This window comes from Hymenobacter profundi (assembly GCF_019334315.1).
Taxonomy (GTDB): domain Bacteria; phylum Bacteroidota; class Bacteroidia; order Cytophagales; family Hymenobacteraceae; genus Hymenobacter; species Hymenobacter profundi.
The window spans coordinates 1-17661 of sequence record NZ_JAHWGL010000102.1 but is presented as its reverse complement, the minus strand read 5'-3'; the positions used below and the strand labels follow the sequence as shown (position 1 = coordinate 17661).

The following is a 17661-nucleotide window of genomic DNA, read 5'->3' as shown; positions in this document are numbered from 1 at the left end:
AAACTCACCATTTCACAACTTCACAATTTCACTATTCTAAAACAGCGCAGCGGCTACCTTACGCACAGACTCAGATTTGCCCATGCTGTAGTAATGTAAGCACGGCACGCCGTGAGCCATCAGCTCGCGGCTCTGGTTGATGCACCACTCAATGCCGATCTGGCGGGCGGCGGCGTTGTCGGGAGCCAGGTGCACGGCTTCGCTCAGCTCCTCCGGGATGTTCAGGTAGAACGAGCGGGGTAGGGCCGTGAGCTGGCTTTTGGTGGTCATGGGCTTCAGCCCCGGAATGATGGGCACCGTAATGCCCGCCGCGCGGCAGCGACTTTCGAAGTTGAAAAACTGCTCGTTATCGAAGAACATCTGCGTCACGATGTAGTCGGCGCCTCTGTCTACTTTGTGCTTAAGGTAGCGAATATCGGCGCCGGAGTTGGGCGACTCAAAGTGCTTTTCGGGGTAGCCGGCCGTACCGATGCAGAAGTTGGTGGCCGATGTTTCGTCCTGCTCCTCATCTAGGTAGGCCCCTTTGTTCAGGTCAGACACCTGCCCAATTAGGTCGCAAGCGTAGGCATGGCCGTCGGGCTCGGGCTTGAACTGACCTTCGCTCTTGATGGGGTCGCCGCGCAGGGCCAGTACCGTATCGATGCCCAGGAAGTGTAGGTCGATGAGGGCGTTTTCGGTTTCTTCCTTCGTGAAGCCGCCGCAAATGAGGTGGGGCACGGTATCGACATCAAACCGGTTCTTGATGGCCGCACAGATGCCTACCGTACCCGGCCGGCGGCGCACGGTGTGCTTTTCCAGCAAGCCGTTGGTGTGTTTGCGGTACACATACTCCTCGCGGTGGTACGTCACGTCGATAAACGGCGGCTTGAACTCCATCAGCGGCTCGATGTTGGAGAACAGCGTTTTAATATTCTCGCCTTTTTTCGGAGGTAGCACCTCGAAGGAGAAGAGGGTTTTGCCGTGGGCGTTGGAGAGGTGTTCAGTGACTTTCATATACGTTGACCCCATCCCCCGGCCCCCTCCCCTCCGGGAGAGGGGGAGCCAGACGGTGCGGCATTAGCAGAAGTGCTTAGCTCCGGATAAGCTTTGGAATAGAACAATCGTCAGGCTCCCCCTCTCCCGGAGGGGAAGGGGTCGGGGGGGTGGGGTAAGCCTACAGCGCCGTAACCGGCACGGCCGTAGGGTCATAGTTCAGGTTGGGGGCCAGCCAGCGTTCCAGGTCGGGTAGGGGCATGTTCTTGCGCTCGGCAATGTCTTCTACCTGGTCTTTGCCGATGCGGCCCAGGCCGAAGTAACGCGAGGCAGGGTGCGCGTAGTACAGGCCGCTCACCGACGAAGCCGGGTACATGGCCAGGTTTTCGGTGAGGTGAATGCCCGTTTTGTTCTCCGCATCAAGCAGCTCAAAGAGCGTGATTTTCTCCGTGTGGTCGGGGCAGCCGGGGTAGCCGGGGGCGGGGCGCACGCCGCGGTATTGCTCCTTGATGAGGTCTTCGTTGGAAAGCTTTTCATCCGAGGCATAGCCCCAGAACTCCTCCCGCACGCGCTGGTGCAGGCGCTCGGCGAAGGCCTCGGCCAGACGGTCGGCTAGGGCTTTAATCATAATGCTGGAGTAGTCGTCGTGGTCTTGCTCGAACTGATCGAGCAGCTTTTCGATGCCAAGGCCGGCCGTTACGGCGAAGCCGCCGATGTAGTCGGCGCGGCCTGTTTCCAGCGGGGCCACGTAGTCGGAGAAGGCCACGTTGGGGATGTTCTTGCCCTTTTCGCCTTGCTGGCGCAGGGTAAAGAACTCTGTTTCCACCTCCTGCCGGGTATCGTCCTTAAACACCTGAATGGTGTCGTAATCGACAGTATTGGCGGGCCAGAAGCCAAACACGGCGCGGGCCGTCAGCAGCTTCTCGTCAATGACTTGCTTCAGTAGTTTCTGGGCGTCTTCGAACAGCTTGGTAGCGGCCTCGCCTAGGGTTTCGTCTTCCAGAATACGGGGGTAGCGGCCCTTCAGCTCCCAGGTGTGGAAGAAGGGTGTCCAGTCGATGTAGGTGGCCAGTTCGGCCAGATCGTAGTCTTCCAGCACCTTAGTTCCCAGGAAGGTAGGCTTAGTGATGGGCGTTTCGTCCCAATCGGCCTTGAAGCCGTTTTCGCGGGCTTGCTCGATGGTGAGGTAGCGTTTGTCGCGCTGGCGGCCGGCGTAGTCGTTGCGCAGAGTCTCGTACTCGTCGCGCACGGTGTGGGCGTAGGTTTCCTTGGCCGAGCCGAGCAAGCCTGCCGCCACGCCCACCGAGCGGGAGGCATCGTTCACGTGCACCACGGGCCCAGTATAGGAGGGCGCAATCTTCACGGCAGCGTGCAAGCGCGAGGTAGTAGCGCCGCCAATAAGCAGGGGCGTTTGCAGGCCGCGGCGCTCCATCTCCTGGGCCACGTACACCATCTCATCGAGCGAAGGCGTAATCAGGCCACTCAGGCCAATGATGTCGACCTGTTGCTTTTCGGCTTCGTCCAGAATCTTTTCCAGCGGCACCATCACGCCCAGGTCCACAATGTCGAAGTTGTTGCAGGCCAGCACCACGCCCACAATGTTTTTGCCGATGTCGTGCACGTCGCCCTTCACGGTGGCCAGCAGGATTTTACCGGCGGTTTGCCGGTCGCCGCTTTGCTTGTCGGCTAAGAGGTAGGGCTCTAGGTAGGCCACCGCCTTCTTCATCACGCGAGCCGACTTTACCACTTGCGGCAGGAACATTTTGCCGGCCCCAAACAGGTCGCCTACCACGTTCATGCCGGCCATCAAGGGGCCTTCAATTACTTCCAATGGGCGGCCTACCTGCTGGCGCACTTCCTCGGTATCTTGGTCAATAAACTCCGTGATGCCGCGCACCAGCGCGTGTTGCAGGCGCTCCTGCACAGGTAGGCTGCGCCAGGCATCGGCTACTACCTCCACTTTTTCTTTCTGCTTCACCGTTTCGGCGAAGTCCACGAGGCGCTCGGTGGCATCGGGGCGACGGTTTAGCAGGACGTCCTCGCAGAGTTCGAGCAGGTCTTTGGGCACCTCGTCGTATACGCCCAACTGGCTGGGATTCACGATGCCCATATCCAGGCCCGCTTTGATGGCGTGGTAGAGGAAGGCTGAGTGCATGGCCTCGCGCACTACGTCGTTGCCACGGTAGGAGAAGCTGATGTTCGAAACGCCGCCGCTGGTGAGGGCGCCGGGCAGGTTCTGCTTGATCCAGCGCACCGCCGCAATGAAGTCCAATGCGTAGTTGCGGTGTTCCTCCATGCCCGTGCCCACCGTCAGGATGTTGGGGTCGAAGATGATGTCTTCGGGTGCGAAATCGACCTCGTTCACCAAGATATCATAGCTGCGTTGGCAGATTTCGATGCGGCGCTCGTAGCTGTCGGCCTGGCCATTCTCATCGAAGGCCATGACCACCACGGCCGCGCCGTACTGGCGCACCGTGCGGGCGCGGGCCTTGAACACTTCTTCCCCTTCCTTGAGGGAAATGGAGTTGACAATGCTTTTGCCCTGCACGCACTTCAGGCCGGCTTCCAGCACGCTCCACTTCGAGGAGTCAATCATGACGGGCACGCGGGCAATGTCGGGCTCGGAGGCAATCAGGTTCAGGAACGTGGTCATGGCCTGCTCCGAGTCGAGCATGCCTTCGTCCATGTTCACGTCGATGACTTGGGCGCCGCCTTCTACCTGGTCGCGGGCTACCGCCAGGGCAGCTTCGTAGTTGCCGGTGCGGATGAGGCGGGCGAAGGCGCGGGAACCGGTTACGTTGCACCGCTCGCCCACGTTCACAAATAAGCTCTGCTCGGTGATGCCGAACGGCTCCAACCCGCTCAGGCGGGTAGCGGGCGGCACCTCGGGTAGGACGCGCGGCTTGTACTTGTCGGCTAGGCGGGCCAACTCGGCAATGTGCTGGGGCGTGGTGCCGCAGCAGCCGCCTACCACCGTCACGAGGCCATCGGTGAGGTAGCCTTCCACCAAACCCGCAAACTCCTCGGCCGACTCATCATACCCACCAAAGGCGTTGGGTAGGCCAGCGTTGGGGTAGGCGGAAATGTGCACGTCGGCAATGCGGCTCAGTTCCTTCACGTAGACTTTAAGCTGATCAGCACCGAGGGCGCAGTTCAGGCCCACGCTGAGTAGGGGCAGGTGACGAATGGAGTTCCAGAACGCCTCTACCGTCTGGCCGCTCAGGGTACGGCCCGAAGCGTCGGTGATGGTGCCGGAAATCATAATGGGCACCTGCCGGCCACCTTCGTCGAAGAACTGCTGCACCGCGTACAGGGCCGCTTTGGCGTTCAGGGTGTCGAAGATGGTTTCGATCAGCAGGGCGTCGGAGCCGCCGTCTACCAAGCCGCGCACTTGCTCGTGGTAGGCGTGGGCCAGCTCGTCGAAGGTCACTGCGCGGAAGCCGGGGCGGTTCACGTCGGGCGAAAGGGAGGCGGTGCGGTTGGTAGGGCCAATGGCGCCGGCCACAAAGCGCGGCTTGCTGGGGTCTTTGGCCGTAAACTCGTCGGCCACTTCGCGGGCCAGCCGCGCCGACTCGTAGTTCAGCTCATACACAATGTGTTCCAGGGCGTAGTCGGCCTGGGCGATGGTGGTACCGGAGAAGGTGTTGGTCTCCACCATATCGGCGCCGGCCGCAAAGTATTCAGCATGAATACTCTTAATGATATCGGGGCGCGTGAGCGAGAGCAGGTCATTGTTGCCGCGCAGGGGCTTGGCGTGGTCGGCAAACCGCGGGCCGCGAAAGTCCTCCTCCGTCAGCGTGTGCCGCTGAATCATGGTGCCCATGGCGCCGTCCAGGATCAGGAGGCGGCGTTGGAGGATGTCGTAGAGCGGGGAGTCGGGGCAGGTCGTCTTCATGGATTTTCCTTCGGGAAAGCAGCGGGTACGAAAGCTTATCCAGAAAGAGAAAACCGCCGAAGCAGGTTCCTGTACTTATCTTCTTCCGCCCGATAGGTAGGGCGAAATGGGAGTTGGCACCTTGTAATATGTCAGGTTGCCAAGACGTCACAGGGCCCAATCCCTCGGTCTTTCTGGATAAGTAATACGCAAAGATACAGCTCAAAACTCACATTACAACCGCCCTGGCTTTTCTGCTGAGGCTGCTGCGCGAGGTTGGCTTGGTAGATCGAAAATCTTGTTTGATGAGTAGGAGGCGCCACTCTGTTGAAAAAATCGTCACGGCTTTTACTTCTGCCGCATTTTGTATCATCAGCGGCTAGTAACCCAGAGCATCTATCCCCCGCTGGTTTCGTGGTTATGCACCTTATGCGGATTTTTCTCCTGCTTTCTGGTTTCCTGCTCAGCCGTGCGGTGTTAGCGCAGACTATTATGCCGCCTTCTGCCGGCACGGGCTTGCGGGGACAGTACTATGCTGGGCGCGACTTTGAGAAGCTGGTACTCACTCGCCTTGATAAGAATATCGACTTCGACTGGACCTACGGCCCGCCTACCCCCGGCCGACCATCGGAGCGGTATGTGTCGCCGGGGCCGGGGGTGCCGGGCCAGTGGTTTTCGGTACGCTGGACGGGCTACCTCTACGCTCCCTCGACGGGTACTTACAAATTCAAGATTGCTACTGACGATGGCATGCGCGTATGGATTGGGCAGCAGCAGATCTTGGACTCCTGGCAATATCAGCCAGTTACCATGTCTTCTACGCATATGGTCTTGAAGGCTGGGCGCTACTACCCTATACGAGTGGAGTACTTTCAGGCAAACTTCGACACCCGAGCGCTGCTGGCCTGGCAAACGCCACCTCTCACGGAGCCTTCGTGGTGGGATAAGGTGCGTGAGGCCGTAGGCTTTAGCGAAACTGACCCGGTGCCTATTCCCACGCGCTACCTCTACCCTTCTCTACCAACTGAGGCCCAGCCGCGCCCTACCCCTACTCTGCCGCCAGCAGTAGCCGCCGCACCCAGCGCACCACCAGCTACCACTGCTTCCAAAGTGGCATCCGTCGCCAAGGTTCGACAAACTAGACCGGCAACACTCCGCCTAGCGACCATCCAGCCACTTACGGCGTTGCGCCCCCAGGCAGCCGCCGCCGATGCTGTAGCACCAATTCCTCCTCTGCCTACTCTGAGCACGCTCACGAAGGGCGAGACCCTTACGTTACCCAACCTCTATTTCACCCGCAGCACGGCGGCGTTGCTACCTACCTCCTACCCTACCCTGAACGCGTTAGCTCACACCCTACAGCAACAGCCCACACTCCGCTTAACAATAGCCGGCCACACCGATAATGTAGGCGATGCGGCGCTCAACCAACACCTTTCTGAGAAACGTGCCCAGGTAGTGCGGCGCTACCTGGTGCAGCAAGGCATCGACTCGCTCCGGCTAGCGGCGGTGGGCTATGGCGGCACCCGGCCAGTGGCTGATAACCGCGACCCGCGCCAGCGGCCTCGCAACCGGCGGGTAGAGGTGGTAGTGGAGTAGGGTGATAGATAGTAGTACCAGCGAGCAAGATGGCGCGGTAGCATGAGCGTGTTAAGATTCGATAACCTCTGCACCAGCCAAAACATTCGTGTACAAACATGAGTTGTAGACACCGATACGCGCAGCGCCTTTGCTGCAGCTGTACACCCACTCAACATGACACAGACAACCCATCTTTTCTCGCCCTTCACCATGGGCGCCCTTTCCCTACCCAACCGCCTCGTGATGGCCCCGATGACGCGCAGCCGTGCCGACAACGACGCGCACAAGCCTACCGATATGCACGTGGAATACTACGTGCAGCGCGCTTCCGCCGGCCTGATTATCACGGAGGGCTCGCAGGTATCGGAGCAGGGCGTGGGCTACATCAACACGCCCGGCATCTACTCTGAGGAGCAGGTGGCCGGCTGGAAAAAGGTAACCGACGCGGTGCACGAAGCAGGCGGGCGCATCTACATTCAGCTGTGGCACGTGGGTCGTGTATCGCACCCGTTTTTTCATAATGGCGAGCTGCCGGTGGCCCCGTCGGCCATCAAGCCGGAGGGCGCCAAGGCCTTCACGGGCAAGGGCATGGAAGAAGTGCCTACCCCCCGCGCCCTGGAGTTGAGCGAGATTCCCGGCGTGGTAGAGCAGTTTCGCCAAGCTGCCCGCAACGCCAAAGCCGCTGGTTTTGACGGCGCCGAGATTCACGGCGCCAACGGCTACTTGCTCGACCAGTTTCTGCAAGACGGCTCCAACCAGCGTACCGACGAGTATGGCGGCAGCGTAGAAAACCGCAGCCGCTTTGTGCTGGAAGTGGTGCAGGCCGTGGTAGACGAGCTGGGCGCCGACCGCGTGGGCATCCGCTTCTCGCCCCAGGGTAGCGCCAGCATTCAGGACTCCGATCCGGTGGCGACGTTCAGCTATGTAACGGAGCAACTAAACCAGTTCAACCTGGCCTACCTGCACGTGATTGAGGCCCTACCTGGCCACCCCATGGCCCAGCCTAGCCGGCCGGCCGTGGCCGCCAAGCTGCACGAAATTTTCAACGGCACCTTTATCCTGAACGGTGGCTACACCCAGGAAACCGCGGAGGCAGCCTTGGCTAACAACGAAGCCGACCTGATTGCTTTCGGTGTGCCGTTCATTGCCAACCCCGATCTGGTGGAGCGCTTCGAGCAAGGTGCCGCCCTCAACACCCCCGATCCTACCACGTTCTACGTGGCCGGCGAGAAGGGCTACACGGATTATCCTTCGTTGCAAGAAACCAAGGAAGCTGCACAGGACATCGAGCAAAAATAAGCGTTGCTCGGTTTTCGTTTTGAAGACCAAGTACCGAATGCAGGCACTCCGTTTTCGACTGCCTACAACGTAATCTAGCTATACCAAGGAAAGCCTACTGCTCGGAGCGGTAGGCTTTCCTGTTTTCAGGGCGAGTTACATTCCGGAACGGATTTCTAAACACAACAACTTTTTGGCCTACCCCTGACCTTCCGCCCTACCCTGCGTATCCCTTACCAACCTAAACTATTCTGACCATGAGCACTGACCCCAACGAACCTCGTCCTACCAATAGCGAAATCGACCCCAAACCTACCTCCTACCCCACCAGCGAAGAGGGCATGGATGTGAAGCCCGACTGGAATATGTCGAGCTACAACCCGGCCAATAAACTGGCCGGCAAAGTGGCTCTCATTACGGGCGGCGACTCCGGCATTGGTCGGGCTGTAGCACTGGCGTTTGCCATGGAAGGCGCCGACGTAGCCGTTATCTACCACACCAACGCCGAAGATGCCGAAGTAGTAGGCCAGGCCGTACGCGCTCAGGGCCGCAAGTTTTTGTCGATTCAGTGCGATGTGCGCTCGGCAGAAGCCTGCCGCGACGCCGTGCGCCGCACCCACGCCGAGCTGGGCGGCTTCAACATTCTGGTAAACAACGCCGCCTACCAGATGGGCTACGAGAACTTCGAGACCATACCGGAGGAGAACATTCACATCACCTTCGATACCAACATCAAGGGCTACTTCTTTATGGCCCAGGCGGCCATTCCGTTCCTGAAGGAAGGTGATTCCATCATCAACACGGGTAGCATTGTAGGCTTGGTAGGCAACAAGCACCAGATCGACTACGCCTCTACTAAAGGCGCTATTCATACCTTCACTAAGAGCTTGGCGCAGTACCTGGGCGACAAGAAAATCCGGGTAAATGCTGTGTTGCCTGGTCCTATTTGGACGCCCTTTATTCCCGGCGGTATGCTGAAAGAGGACTTGAAAACCTTCGGCGACGCTACCATGCTGGGCCGCCCCGGTCAGCCCGAGGAACTGGCCCCGGCCTACGTGTATTTCGCTTCGACTGACGGTAGCTACTCCACGGGTAGCCTGCTGGAAGTAACGGGCGGCATGCCCAAAGGCGGCTGAGTTTGCCGCGTCTCTCTGCGAGGCGCGGTGCCCACAACGGCCTTCCCAAAAGCTTCCGCCGGCCGTGCCGGTCGGAAGCTTTTTTCTGGGCGCAGCTTCCGCCAACCGTTATGCTTTTGCGTATTCCTACTCACCAACTCTTCCTTTAAACCCGAACTCCTATGAGCACTGAATTTCGCCCTACCTCGGATGATATGAAAGCCGAAAAGCTGCCCTACCCGGCCAAACAGGCCGATATGAAGCAGCAGCCCGACTCCGACCTTTCCTACTATAAACCGGCCGGCAAGCTAGAGGGTAAAGTAGCCCTCATCACCGGCGCCGACTCCGGCATTGGCCGGGCCGTGGCCCTGGGCTTTGCCATGGAAGGTGCCGATGTGGCCATCCTTTACAACGAAAACGACGAAGACGCCGAGAAAACCAAGTCGATGGTGGAAGGCACGGGCCGCCGCTGCCTGGTGCTGAAATACGACGTGCGCGAGCCCGAAAACTGCCTTTCGGCCGTGCGCCGCACTCGCGACGAGCTGGGCGGCCTGAACATTCTGGTGAACAACGCCGCCTATCAGATGTCGCAGGAGAAATTCGAGGACATTCCGGTGGAGCAAATCCGGCGCACGTTCGAAACCAACATCATGGGCTACATTTTTATGGCCCAGGCCGCCGTGCCGCACCTGCAAAAAGGCGACTGCATCATCAACACGGGTAGCATTGTGGGCCAAACCGGCAACAGGATTCTCATCGACTACGCTTCGTCGAAGGGCGCCATTCACGCCTTCACCAAGTCGTTGGCGCTAAGCTTGGGCGAGAAGGGCATACGGGTGAATGCCGTGCTGCCCGGTCCTATCTGGACGCCTAACATTCCCGGCACCATGCCTGCTTCTGAAATCGACAAGTACGGCCACGAGGTAGCCTTGCAGCGTCCCGGTCAACCCGAGGAGTTGGTAGGCGCCTACGTGCTGCTCGCCTCGCAAGATGGCTCCTTTATGACAGGCGCCTTCATTCCCGTAACGGGCGGCAAGACCAGCAGCGACGAGTAAAAAGTTGGCTTTTTTGTAGAAGCACCCCGCAGCCCAGGGCAAATGCTCTGGGCTGTTTGTTTGATGCATATAAATTCTACGGTTTAGCTTGAAACAGGCACCCTGTTTTGTATTTCTCCGTAGAAACTGATGTTAACTGTCGGTACACTGATTGGTGCCGCATTTCTCCTCCTTATGGCCTCTCCTCATTACCCAGAAGGCACCGTACGGGCGCTGCTGGCTACCGACCTCGTGACCGATGCTACCCGCGACGCGCTGCAAGCCCGCCTTGACGCGCCCGTGTACGAGCCGCAGTACCTCGATGGTGCCACCTACGAATTGCTGCGCGCCGTAGCGGCACGCCTGTTTCCGCAGCCCGACCGCCCCGAAAACCCCATTGAGCTGGCTCCGGCCGTAGATAAGCGCCTGCTAGAAGGCGGCTCCGACGGCTGGCGCTACGACGCCCTACCCCCCGACCGCGAAGCCTACCGCATGGGCTTGGGCGGCATCCGCGACAGCGCCGAAACCATGTTTGGGCAGAAGTTTCTGTCGCTCAGCGACGAGCAGAAAGACCAAGTGCTTGCGGCGGTGCAGCAAGGCACCGCGCCCGGCGACGTGTGGCAGGAAATGTCTGGGGTTCGCTTTTTCGAGGAACTGCTGGCTGAACTCACCGAGAACTACTACGCCCACCCCTTGGCGCAGGAAGAAATCGGCTACGTCGGCATGGCCGATGTACCCGGCTGGCACCACCTCCAACTCAACGAATTAGACCCCCGCGAGCCGGAAGAACAAGTGAAGTTGTAAAAGGTGAAGTTGTGAAGGTAGGATTGCCTATCGTCATGCTGACGCACGCAATCCCTATCAGCAACTTACCCACAGCTTGCTCTCACTATTCACAAATTCACGACTCACACTTTCACCTTTCCCTTTATGCCTGAGGAAGAAGTAGCTGAAGAAGGCGTTTTGAATCCCCTCCAACCCGAGATTCAGGATCCGCTTCTCAAAGAAATAATCGAAGAAAACGACTTGCAAGCTGACCCCAGCCGCGACCCGCTGGAACAACCCGCCCCCCTCCCCGACCCCGACGAGGTAGTGGATTGCGTGGTGATTGGCACCGGCGCGGGCGGCGCGCCTCTGTTGGCCCGCTTGGCTATGGCCGGCCTGAAGGTAGTGGCCCTAGAAGCCGGCCCCTGGCACGACCCACGTAAGGATTTCGCCACCGACGAGAAAGCACAAGCGTTCTTGTTTTGGAACGATGAGCGGCTGTCGGCCGGCGAGGACCCAATTGCCTTTGGCCGCAACAACTCCGGCATTGGGGTAGGCGGCTCTACCCTGCACTACACCGCCTACACCCCCCGCGCCCAGGACGACGATTTCCGCCTGCAACGCGACTTTGGCGTGGGCAAGGACTGGCCCATCGGCTACGAAGACCTGGAGGCGTATTACGACGAGCTGGAGCAGTTTTTGGGCATCTCTGGCCCCAAGAACTACCCCTGGGGCCCTACCCGTAAGCACAGCTACCCCCTGGCTCCCCTACCCCTAAACGGGGCTGCGCAGCTCATGCAGCGCGGCTGCGAGCAGCTGGGCATCAAGACCTCTCCGGCAGCCAATGCGGCGTTGTCGGCGCGGTATTACCAGGAGGGAATTGGCTGGCGCGAGGCATGCACCAACCGGGGTTTTTGCCAGGCGGGCTGTAACATCGGCGCCAAGGCCAGCATGGACGTTACCTTCCTACCCCTAGCGGCCAACTACGGCGCCGATATTCGGCCTAACAGCTACGTCACGGAGATTGAGCGCGACGCTAGTGGCGCCGTTACGGGTGTGGTATATGAGCAAAACGGCATCACACTACGCCAAAAGTGCCGCAACCTGTTTTTGTGCGCGGGCGCTATCGAAACACCGCGCTTGCTGCTGCTGAACGAGTTGGCGTTGAACAGCGGCCAGGTAGGGCGCAACTTCACGGCGCATACCGGCGTGCAGGTGTGGGGCACTTTCCCCGAGGATGTGCGCCCTTACAAGGGCATTCCGGGCGCGCTGATTTCGGAGGATACGCACCGCCCCAAGGACGCTGATTTTGCGGGCGGCTACTTACTGCAAAGCATTGGGGTGATGCCCGTTACGTTTGCTTCGCAGGCGGCGCGGGCGCGCAAGCTCTGGGGCCAGGCAGGCCGCGACTACATGCGCAACTACAACCACATTGCCGGCATCAACATATTGGGCGACTGCCTACCCCACGACAGCAACTACCTGGAGCTGGCCGAGGAAAAGGACGCCCGCGGCGTGGCTAAACCCCGCATTCACTTCACGGCCCAGGAAAACGAAAAGCGCATGACTGCCCACGCCGAAAATATTATGCGCCAGATCTGGGAAGCGGCCGGCGCCACCGATATCTGGGCTTTCCCGCGCTATGCCCACACCATCGGCACAGCGCGCATGGGCCACAGCGGCGATGACGCCGTGGTAGACGCCGACGGCCGCGCTTTTGACGTGCCGAACCTATACATCTGTGATAACTCTGTATTTCCGAGCGCCTTGAGCGTCAATCCGGCGCTGACGATTATGGCGTTGAGTCTGCGCACAGCCGATAAGTTTTTGGAGAAAGCCCGGTAAGGGCGCGTTGCACGCGCCTGTCGTTGAACGTTTGCGTTGAACGGCCTCGCCTACTCACCGTTCAATCTTTCAACGATGGACGCCCGCAAAGCGTCCTACCCTTTATGGCACAGGACTTTTTAAAACACATCAAAAAGAAATTTGGCAACGGCACGTATGAAGGCGACCAATTTGGGGGCGCAGATGGCCGCGACGGAAGCGGTCTGCCTACCAAATCACCCCGCAACTTCATGTTTGCGACGGGCATTGAGTGCTCCTACCCTACCATCGACCACGGCAAAACCCGCCGCGACCTGCTCGAGGAAACCGACCACTACAACCGTTATAAGGAAGACCTGGGCCTGGTGAAGGAGATGGGGCTGAACGTGCTGCGCTACAATCTGCCCTACTACAAGATTCAGAAGGCACCGGGCAAGTACGACTGGGAGTTTGCGGATGCTGCTATGGCCGAAATCAAACGCCTGGGCATTACGCCTATTCTGGACCTGATGCACTTTGGCGTGCCCGACTGGTTGGAGAACTTTCAGAACCCCGAGTTGCCTGTGCACTTTGCCGAGTACTGCGGCGCCGTGGCCCAGCGCTACCCCTGGGTGCGTTTCTATACGCCCGTCAACGAAATTTACGTGACGGCCCGCGCCAGTGCTAAAGACGGCATCTGGAACGAACAATTGAAATCCGACAAGGGGTTTGTGACGGCCATGAAGCACTGCGTGGCTGCCAGCATCATGGGCAACCATCAAATTGCCAAGTACCGCCCCGACTGCGTGATTGTGCAGAGCGAATCGGCGGAGTACATTCACGAGATGCGGGCGGTGGAAAGTGACCATACGCGCCTCACCAACAAGCTGCGCTTTCTGTCGCTGGATTTGCTTTACGCCCATACCATCGATGCCGAAGTGCTGCTGTATTGCCTCGACAACGGTATGACCCGCGAGGAGCTAAAGTGGTTTATGGCCGGCGAACCTCCCGGATACCAGATCATGGGCAACGACTACTACGGCCGCAACGAGAAGATTATCAAGCCCAACGGCGACCTGTGCTCTGCCGAGGACGTGCTGGGCTGGTACACCATGACCAAGCAATACTACGAGCGGTACCGCAAGCCCGTATTTCACACCGAAACCAACACTTTTAATGCTATGGACGCCGAATGTTGGCTCTGGAAGCAGTGGGTGAACGTGACGCGCATCCGCCAAGACGGCGTGCCGGTGGTCGGCTTCACGTGGTATTCCCTTCTCGATCAGATTGACTGGGACATCTCGCTGGCCGAAAAGCGCGGCTTCGTAAACCCCTGCGGCCTCTACGACCTCAATCGCAAAATTCGTCCCGTTGGCGAAAGCTACAAGATGATGCTCCAGGAATTTGGTCAGATTACGATGGTACCGCACGGGGAAATCTTCCAGATCACGAAACGCCCGGCTGAGCTGAAAGTGGAAGTGTAAAGGCTCACAGATTTTTTCGGATTTTGCGGATTAGTCGGATTTTACGGACGATTTATAGGGCCGGGCAGCTTATTGCTACCCATCTTTTCAGCTCGCAAACTCACGAAGCTTTACCGTGCTTCAGCAGCAAAGCTGTAAGGCAGTGCATAGTACAGCCTATGATTGTCCACAAAATCCGACTAATCCTCAAAATCTGAAAGAATTCGTGAGCCGATGACGTTGCAGCAGTTGGAATATATCGTAGCCCTCGACGCGCACCAGCAGTTTGTGCTGGCCGCAGACAAGTGCTGTGTCACGCAGCCTACCCTGAGCATGCAGGTGCAAAAGCTGGAAGAAGAGTTAGGCGTACTGCTCTTCGACCGCACCCGCAAAGGCGTGATACCCACCACGGTTGGCACTAAGGTAATCGAGAAAGCACGCGAGATTTTGCGTGCTTCGCAGCAGTTGCGCGAGGTGGTGCAGGTGGAAAAAGGCGAGTTGGTAGGCGACTTGCGCCTGGGCATCATCCCTACCTTGGCGCCCTACCTGGTGCCGCTGTTCTTGGTAGAGCTGGTGGAGCGTCACCCGCAATTGCGGGTGCAGGTAGAGGAAATGCAGTCGGCCGACATTATGCAGCGGCTCAAGGAAAACCAGCTGGATGTGGGCCTGCTCGTGACGCCTCTCGATGACCGCCAACTGCGGGAAATTCCGTTGCTGGAAGAGCCTTTCCTGGGTTATGTGTCCGAAGGCCACAGCCTCTACCCACAGGCCACCATTAGCCCCACCGACCTGGGCGCGCCGGGCCTGTGGCTGTTGCAGCAGGGTCACTGCTTCCGCCATCAGGTGCTCAACATCTGCTCGCCCTCGCCCGTGGCCGACAGCCAACCCTTCACCTACGAAAGCGGTTCCATCGAAACCCTGAAGGAGTTGGTGCGCCGCAACCACGGCTACACGCTGGTGCCGGAGCTATCGGTACTCAGCGAGCTGGACAATAATCCCATGGTGAAGCGCTTCGAGGCCCCCGAGCCGGTACGCGAAATCAGTATGGTGGTGCATCACGGCTTTGTGCGCCTACCCCTGCTGCACAGCCTGCGCGAGCTGGTATTGGCCAAGGTACCCGAGCGCCTACACGCCGGGCAGGCCGGCCGCAAAATTCGGTGGCGGTAAATAGGGAAGAAGTCATATAGAGTACAGTCATGCAGAATTATCGCCGCTTACTTTTTGATTGGCTGCCCTGGCTCGTGCTGGCGGCCGTAGTTTTCATTCCGGCGCTGCGCGTGCCGGTAGTGAGCACGTTGCAGCGCGGGCTACTGGTCACCGGTCTGATGCAACCCGCACTGCCCGCAGTCCCTACCCCTGCTCCGGCCGTGGCAACAGCTGCTACTGCTGCCTACCCTGATGTGCCCCTGCTCACCCTCGACGGCCAGCCCACCAACCTGCAGGCCCTGCGCGGCAAGACGGTTTTCTTCAATATCTGGGCTACCTGGTGCCCGCCCTGCGTGGCGGAGCTACCCGGTATTCAGGCGCTGTATGAGAAGGTAGACAAGCAAAAAGTGGCTTTCGTACTGGTGTCGTTTGACCGTAACCCGAAGAAAGCACAGGCTTTCATTCGGCGCAAAGGTTACACCGTACCGGTGTTTTTCCCGGCCGCGCCGCTCCCGCCGGCCTTCGACTCGCAGGCCATTCCTACTACCCTTATTCTCGGGCCAGATGGCCGGATTGTCACTCGCCACGAGGGCATGGCTGATTATGACTCGCCCAAAGTGAAGGCGTATCTGGAAGGGTTGGCGCAACCGTAGCGCCCCTGCAAAAGCCAGCGCTTTCCGCTCCATTGCCGTACACAAGCAGAGCCGCTACGTAGGCGGCTGCTAATCACTGCGCAATGGCATCTTCTAACTTTCCTACCCTTATTTACCTCCATTACTGGGCAGGCGCCGGCCACGCTTGGCAGGGCGTAGCCGATGCACTGGGCTCTGATTATTCTTCTTTAGCGCCCAATTTGGGCGGTTTCGGCGGCGCGCCTGCCCCAACGGGCGGCTACACCTTAGATGCCTACGCCAATGCAATAGCTGCGTATATCAAAGAACAAAGACTAACGCATTACGTGTTAGTGGGCCATAGCATGGGCGGCAAATTTGCGCTGACGCTGGCGGCACGGCAGCCGGTGGGCCTGGTAGGCGTGGCCCTGCTGTCGCCCTCGCCGCCCACCGCCGAGCCTATGACGGAGCAGGACCGCCAGGAGAGTCTGAAAGCCTACGGCAAACCCGCTGAGGCCGAAAAAACCTTCCAAACCATCACGGCCCGGCCGCAGCCGCCTGCTATCAAAGAACAGATTATCAACGACAATCTGCGCAGTAGCAAGGGCGCCTGGGATGCCTGGCTGCTGCACGGCAGCCGCGAAAACATTGCGGCTCGTATGTGCGACGTGCAGGTGCCCTGCGCCATCTTGGCCGGCGACCAAGACCAGATCATGTCGCCCTCGGTGCACGGCCTGGAAACCCTACCTCTGCTACCCGACGATACGCCCTTGGAAATCATCGGCGGTGCCGGTCACCTGCTTCCTTATGACGCTCCCGAGGAAGTAGCTGCGCTGCTGCGTGATTTCGTTTCGCGCCTACCTTTGCGGTAGATAGCACTAACAGAACGTGTCATGCTGAGCGCAGGCGCAGCCGTAGTCGGAGCATCTCTACCGTAAGTAATTTCCAATGATGGCAACAAAGCGGTAGAGACGCTTCGACAGGCTCAGCATGACGGACACTTTCCGACCCTTACACACATACCTCCCTTCATGCAGAACTTCACCTCCTTCGCCGATGCGGGCGACTACAAAGCTCTCCTCGCTAAGGCACTTGAAATCAAGCAAAACCCATACGACTACCAGCACATTGGTAAGAATAAGACCGTCGGGCTGATTTTCTTTAACCCCAGCTTGCGCACCCGCCTGAGCAGCGTGAAGGCTGCCTACAATCTAGGCGCACAAGCCTGGGTACTGAACGCCGGTGCTGATTCGTGGACGTTGGAAATGGCCGATGGCGCCGTGATGAACGGCGGCACGCAGGAGCACATCAAGGAGGCTATTGCGGTGATGAGCCAGTATTGCGACGTGTTGGGCGTGCGCACCTTCCCTACCCTGAAGGACCGCGAAGAAGACTACAACGAGGTGGTATTCAAGAAGATTATGCAATACGCCACGGTGCCCGTGGTGAGCCTGGAAAGCGCTACGCTGCACCCGTTGCAGTCGTTTGCCGACCTGATTACCGTGGCCGAACACAAGCAGAAAGAGCGTGTGAAAGTGGTGTTGACCTGGGCACCCCACGTGCGCGCCCTACCCCAGTGCGTACCCAACTCCTTCGCCGATTGGTTCTCGGAAGTCGATTGGGTAGACTTTGTGATTACCCACCCCGAGGGCTACGAGCTAGACCCCAAATTCACGAAAGGCGCCCGCATCGAGTACGACCAACGGAAAGCCCTGGAGGGTGCCGATTTTGTGCAGGCCAAAAACTGGAGCAGCTATAAGGAATACGGCCAAGTCATCAGCAACGACCCTAGCTGGATGCTTACGCCCGAGCACATGACGGGTACCAACGACGCTAAATTCCTGCACTGCCTCCCCGTGCGCCGCAACGTAGAAGTATCCGACGCCATCCTGGACTCACCTAACTCCCTGGTGATTCAGGAAGCCGGTAACCGCGTCTTCTCCATGCAAACCGTACTGCACGAGTTGTTGAAATAAGTAATGAAGTGGTGAGTGAAAAAACCCGCCTGTCATCTTGAGC

General features: G+C 58.9%; 13 protein-coding genes and 1 riboswitch. Of the genes, 11 read left to right on the top strand and 2 right to left on the bottom strand.

What is annotated here, in order from left to right; genetic code table 11:
* Positions 1–36: 36 nt before the first annotated feature.
* Both metF and metH read right to left on the bottom strand, forming a co-directional pair.
* A complete protein-coding gene (gene metF, locus KYK14_RS18250) occupies positions 37–993 on the bottom strand; it encodes a methylenetetrahydrofolate reductase [NAD(P)H] (RefSeq protein ID WP_208307630.1) in 957 nt (318 codons plus the stop codon).
* 160 nt (positions 994–1153) lie between these two features.
* The gene (metH, locus tag KYK14_RS18245; RefSeq protein WP_219160835.1) at positions 1154–4867 is read right to left on the bottom strand and encodes a methionine synthase; all 3714 of its coding nucleotides are present in this window, start codon (positions 4865–4867) and stop codon (positions 1154–1156) included.
* A 72-nt stretch (positions 4868–4939) separates the two neighbouring features.
* A riboswitch (SAM riboswitch) is annotated at positions 4940–5051 on the bottom strand.
* Between the two features lie 224 nt (positions 5052–5275).
* On the opposite strand from metH, the gene KYK14_RS18240 reads away from it, so the two are divergent.
* The 11 genes from KYK14_RS18240 to KYK14_RS18190 all read left to right on the top strand — a co-directional run bounded on the left by KYK14_RS18240 (position 5276) and on the right by KYK14_RS18190 (position 17618).
* A complete protein-coding gene (locus KYK14_RS18240) occupies positions 5276–6445 on the top strand; it encodes a PA14 domain-containing protein (RefSeq protein ID WP_219160833.1) in 1170 nt (389 codons plus the stop codon).
* Positions 6446–6601: 156 nt separating this feature from the next.
* Complete coding sequence (locus KYK14_RS18235; protein ID WP_219160831.1) at positions 6602–7726, top strand: alkene reductase; 1125 nt, start codon at positions 6602–6604, stop codon at positions 7724–7726.
* Positions 7727–7962: 236 nt separating this feature from the next.
* The gene (locus tag KYK14_RS18230) at positions 7963–8841 is read left to right on the top strand and encodes an SDR family oxidoreductase (RefSeq protein WP_208307634.1); all 879 of its coding nucleotides are present in this window, start codon (positions 7963–7965) and stop codon (positions 8839–8841) included.
* Positions 8842–9002: 161 nt separating this feature from the next.
* Entirely contained in the window at positions 9003–9875 is an 873-nt protein-coding gene (locus KYK14_RS18225; RefSeq protein ID WP_219160829.1) for an SDR family oxidoreductase, read from the top strand.
* 174 nt (positions 9876–10049) lie between these two features.
* Positions 10050–10658 (top strand): gluconate 2-dehydrogenase subunit 3 family protein, encoded by a 609-nt coding sequence (locus KYK14_RS18220; protein ID WP_219160827.1) that lies wholly within the window; start codon positions 10050–10052, stop codon positions 10656–10658.
* Between the two features lie 126 nt (positions 10659–10784).
* Entirely contained in the window at positions 10785–12464 is a 1680-nt protein-coding gene (locus KYK14_RS18215; RefSeq protein WP_219160825.1) for a GMC family oxidoreductase, read from the top strand.
* 104 nt (positions 12465–12568) lie between these two features.
* Entirely contained in the window at positions 12569–13906 is a 1338-nt protein-coding gene (locus KYK14_RS18210; RefSeq protein ID WP_219160823.1) for a family 1 glycosylhydrolase, read from the top strand.
* 213 nt (positions 13907–14119) lie between these two features.
* Positions 14120–15052 carry a hydrogen peroxide-inducible genes activator gene (locus tag KYK14_RS18205; RefSeq protein WP_185282114.1) on the top strand — a complete coding sequence of 311 codons (933 nt, stop codon included), beginning with the start codon at positions 14120–14122 and terminating at the stop codon, positions 15050–15052.
* 29 nt (positions 15053–15081) lie between these two features.
* A complete protein-coding gene (locus tag KYK14_RS18200; protein ID WP_246601919.1) occupies positions 15082–15684 on the top strand; it encodes a TlpA family protein disulfide reductase in 603 nt (200 codons plus the stop codon).
* Between the two features lie 83 nt (positions 15685–15767).
* Complete coding sequence (locus tag KYK14_RS18195) at positions 15768–16514, top strand: alpha/beta fold hydrolase (RefSeq protein ID WP_219160821.1); 747 nt, start codon at positions 15768–15770, stop codon at positions 16512–16514.
* Positions 16515–16673: 159 nt separating this feature from the next.
* Positions 16674–17618 (top strand): N-acetylornithine carbamoyltransferase, encoded by a 945-nt coding sequence (locus tag KYK14_RS18190; protein ID WP_185282112.1) that lies wholly within the window; start codon positions 16674–16676, stop codon positions 17616–17618.
* Positions 17619–17661 lie beyond the last annotated feature (43 nt).

Excerpts from the sequence above, each read along its gene's own strand:
- KYK14_RS18195 (WP_219160821.1), top strand. The coding sequence starts at position 15,768 with ATGGCATCTTCTAACTTTCCTACCCTTATTTACCTCCATTACTGGGCA.
- KYK14_RS18210 (WP_219160823.1), top strand. The coding sequence starts at position 12,569 with ATGGCACAGGACTTTTTAAAACACATCAAAAAGAAATTTGGCAACGGC.
- KYK14_RS18235 (WP_219160831.1), top strand. The coding sequence starts at position 6,602 with ATGACACAGACAACCCATCTTTTCTCGCCCTTCACCATGGGCGCCCTT.
- KYK14_RS18200 (WP_246601919.1), top strand. The coding sequence starts at position 15,082 with ATGCAGAATTATCGCCGCTTACTTTTTGATTGGCTGCCCTGGCTCGTG.
- metF (WP_208307630.1), bottom strand. The coding sequence starts at position 993 with ATGAAAGTCACTGAACACCTCTCCAACGCCCACGGCAAAACCCTCTTC.
- KYK14_RS18225 (WP_219160829.1), top strand. The coding sequence starts at position 9,003 with ATGAGCACTGAATTTCGCCCTACCTCGGATGATATGAAAGCCGAAAAG.
- KYK14_RS18220 (WP_219160827.1), top strand. The coding sequence starts at position 10,050 with ATGGCCTCTCCTCATTACCCAGAAGGCACCGTACGGGCGCTGCTGGCT.
- KYK14_RS18190 (WP_185282112.1), top strand. The coding sequence starts at position 16,674 with ATGCAGAACTTCACCTCCTTCGCCGATGCGGGCGACTACAAAGCTCTC.
- KYK14_RS18240 (WP_219160833.1), top strand. The coding sequence starts at position 5,276 with ATGCGGATTTTTCTCCTGCTTTCTGGTTTCCTGCTCAGCCGTGCGGTG.
- KYK14_RS18205 (WP_185282114.1), top strand. The coding sequence starts at position 14,120 with ATGACGTTGCAGCAGTTGGAATATATCGTAGCCCTCGACGCGCACCAG.
- KYK14_RS18230 (WP_208307634.1), top strand. The coding sequence starts at position 7,963 with ATGAGCACTGACCCCAACGAACCTCGTCCTACCAATAGCGAAATCGAC.
- metH (WP_219160835.1), bottom strand. The coding sequence starts at position 4,867 with ATGAAGACGACCTGCCCCGACTCCCCGCTCTACGACATCCTCCAACGC.
- KYK14_RS18215 (WP_219160825.1), top strand. The coding sequence starts at position 10,785 with ATGCCTGAGGAAGAAGTAGCTGAAGAAGGCGTTTTGAATCCCCTCCAA.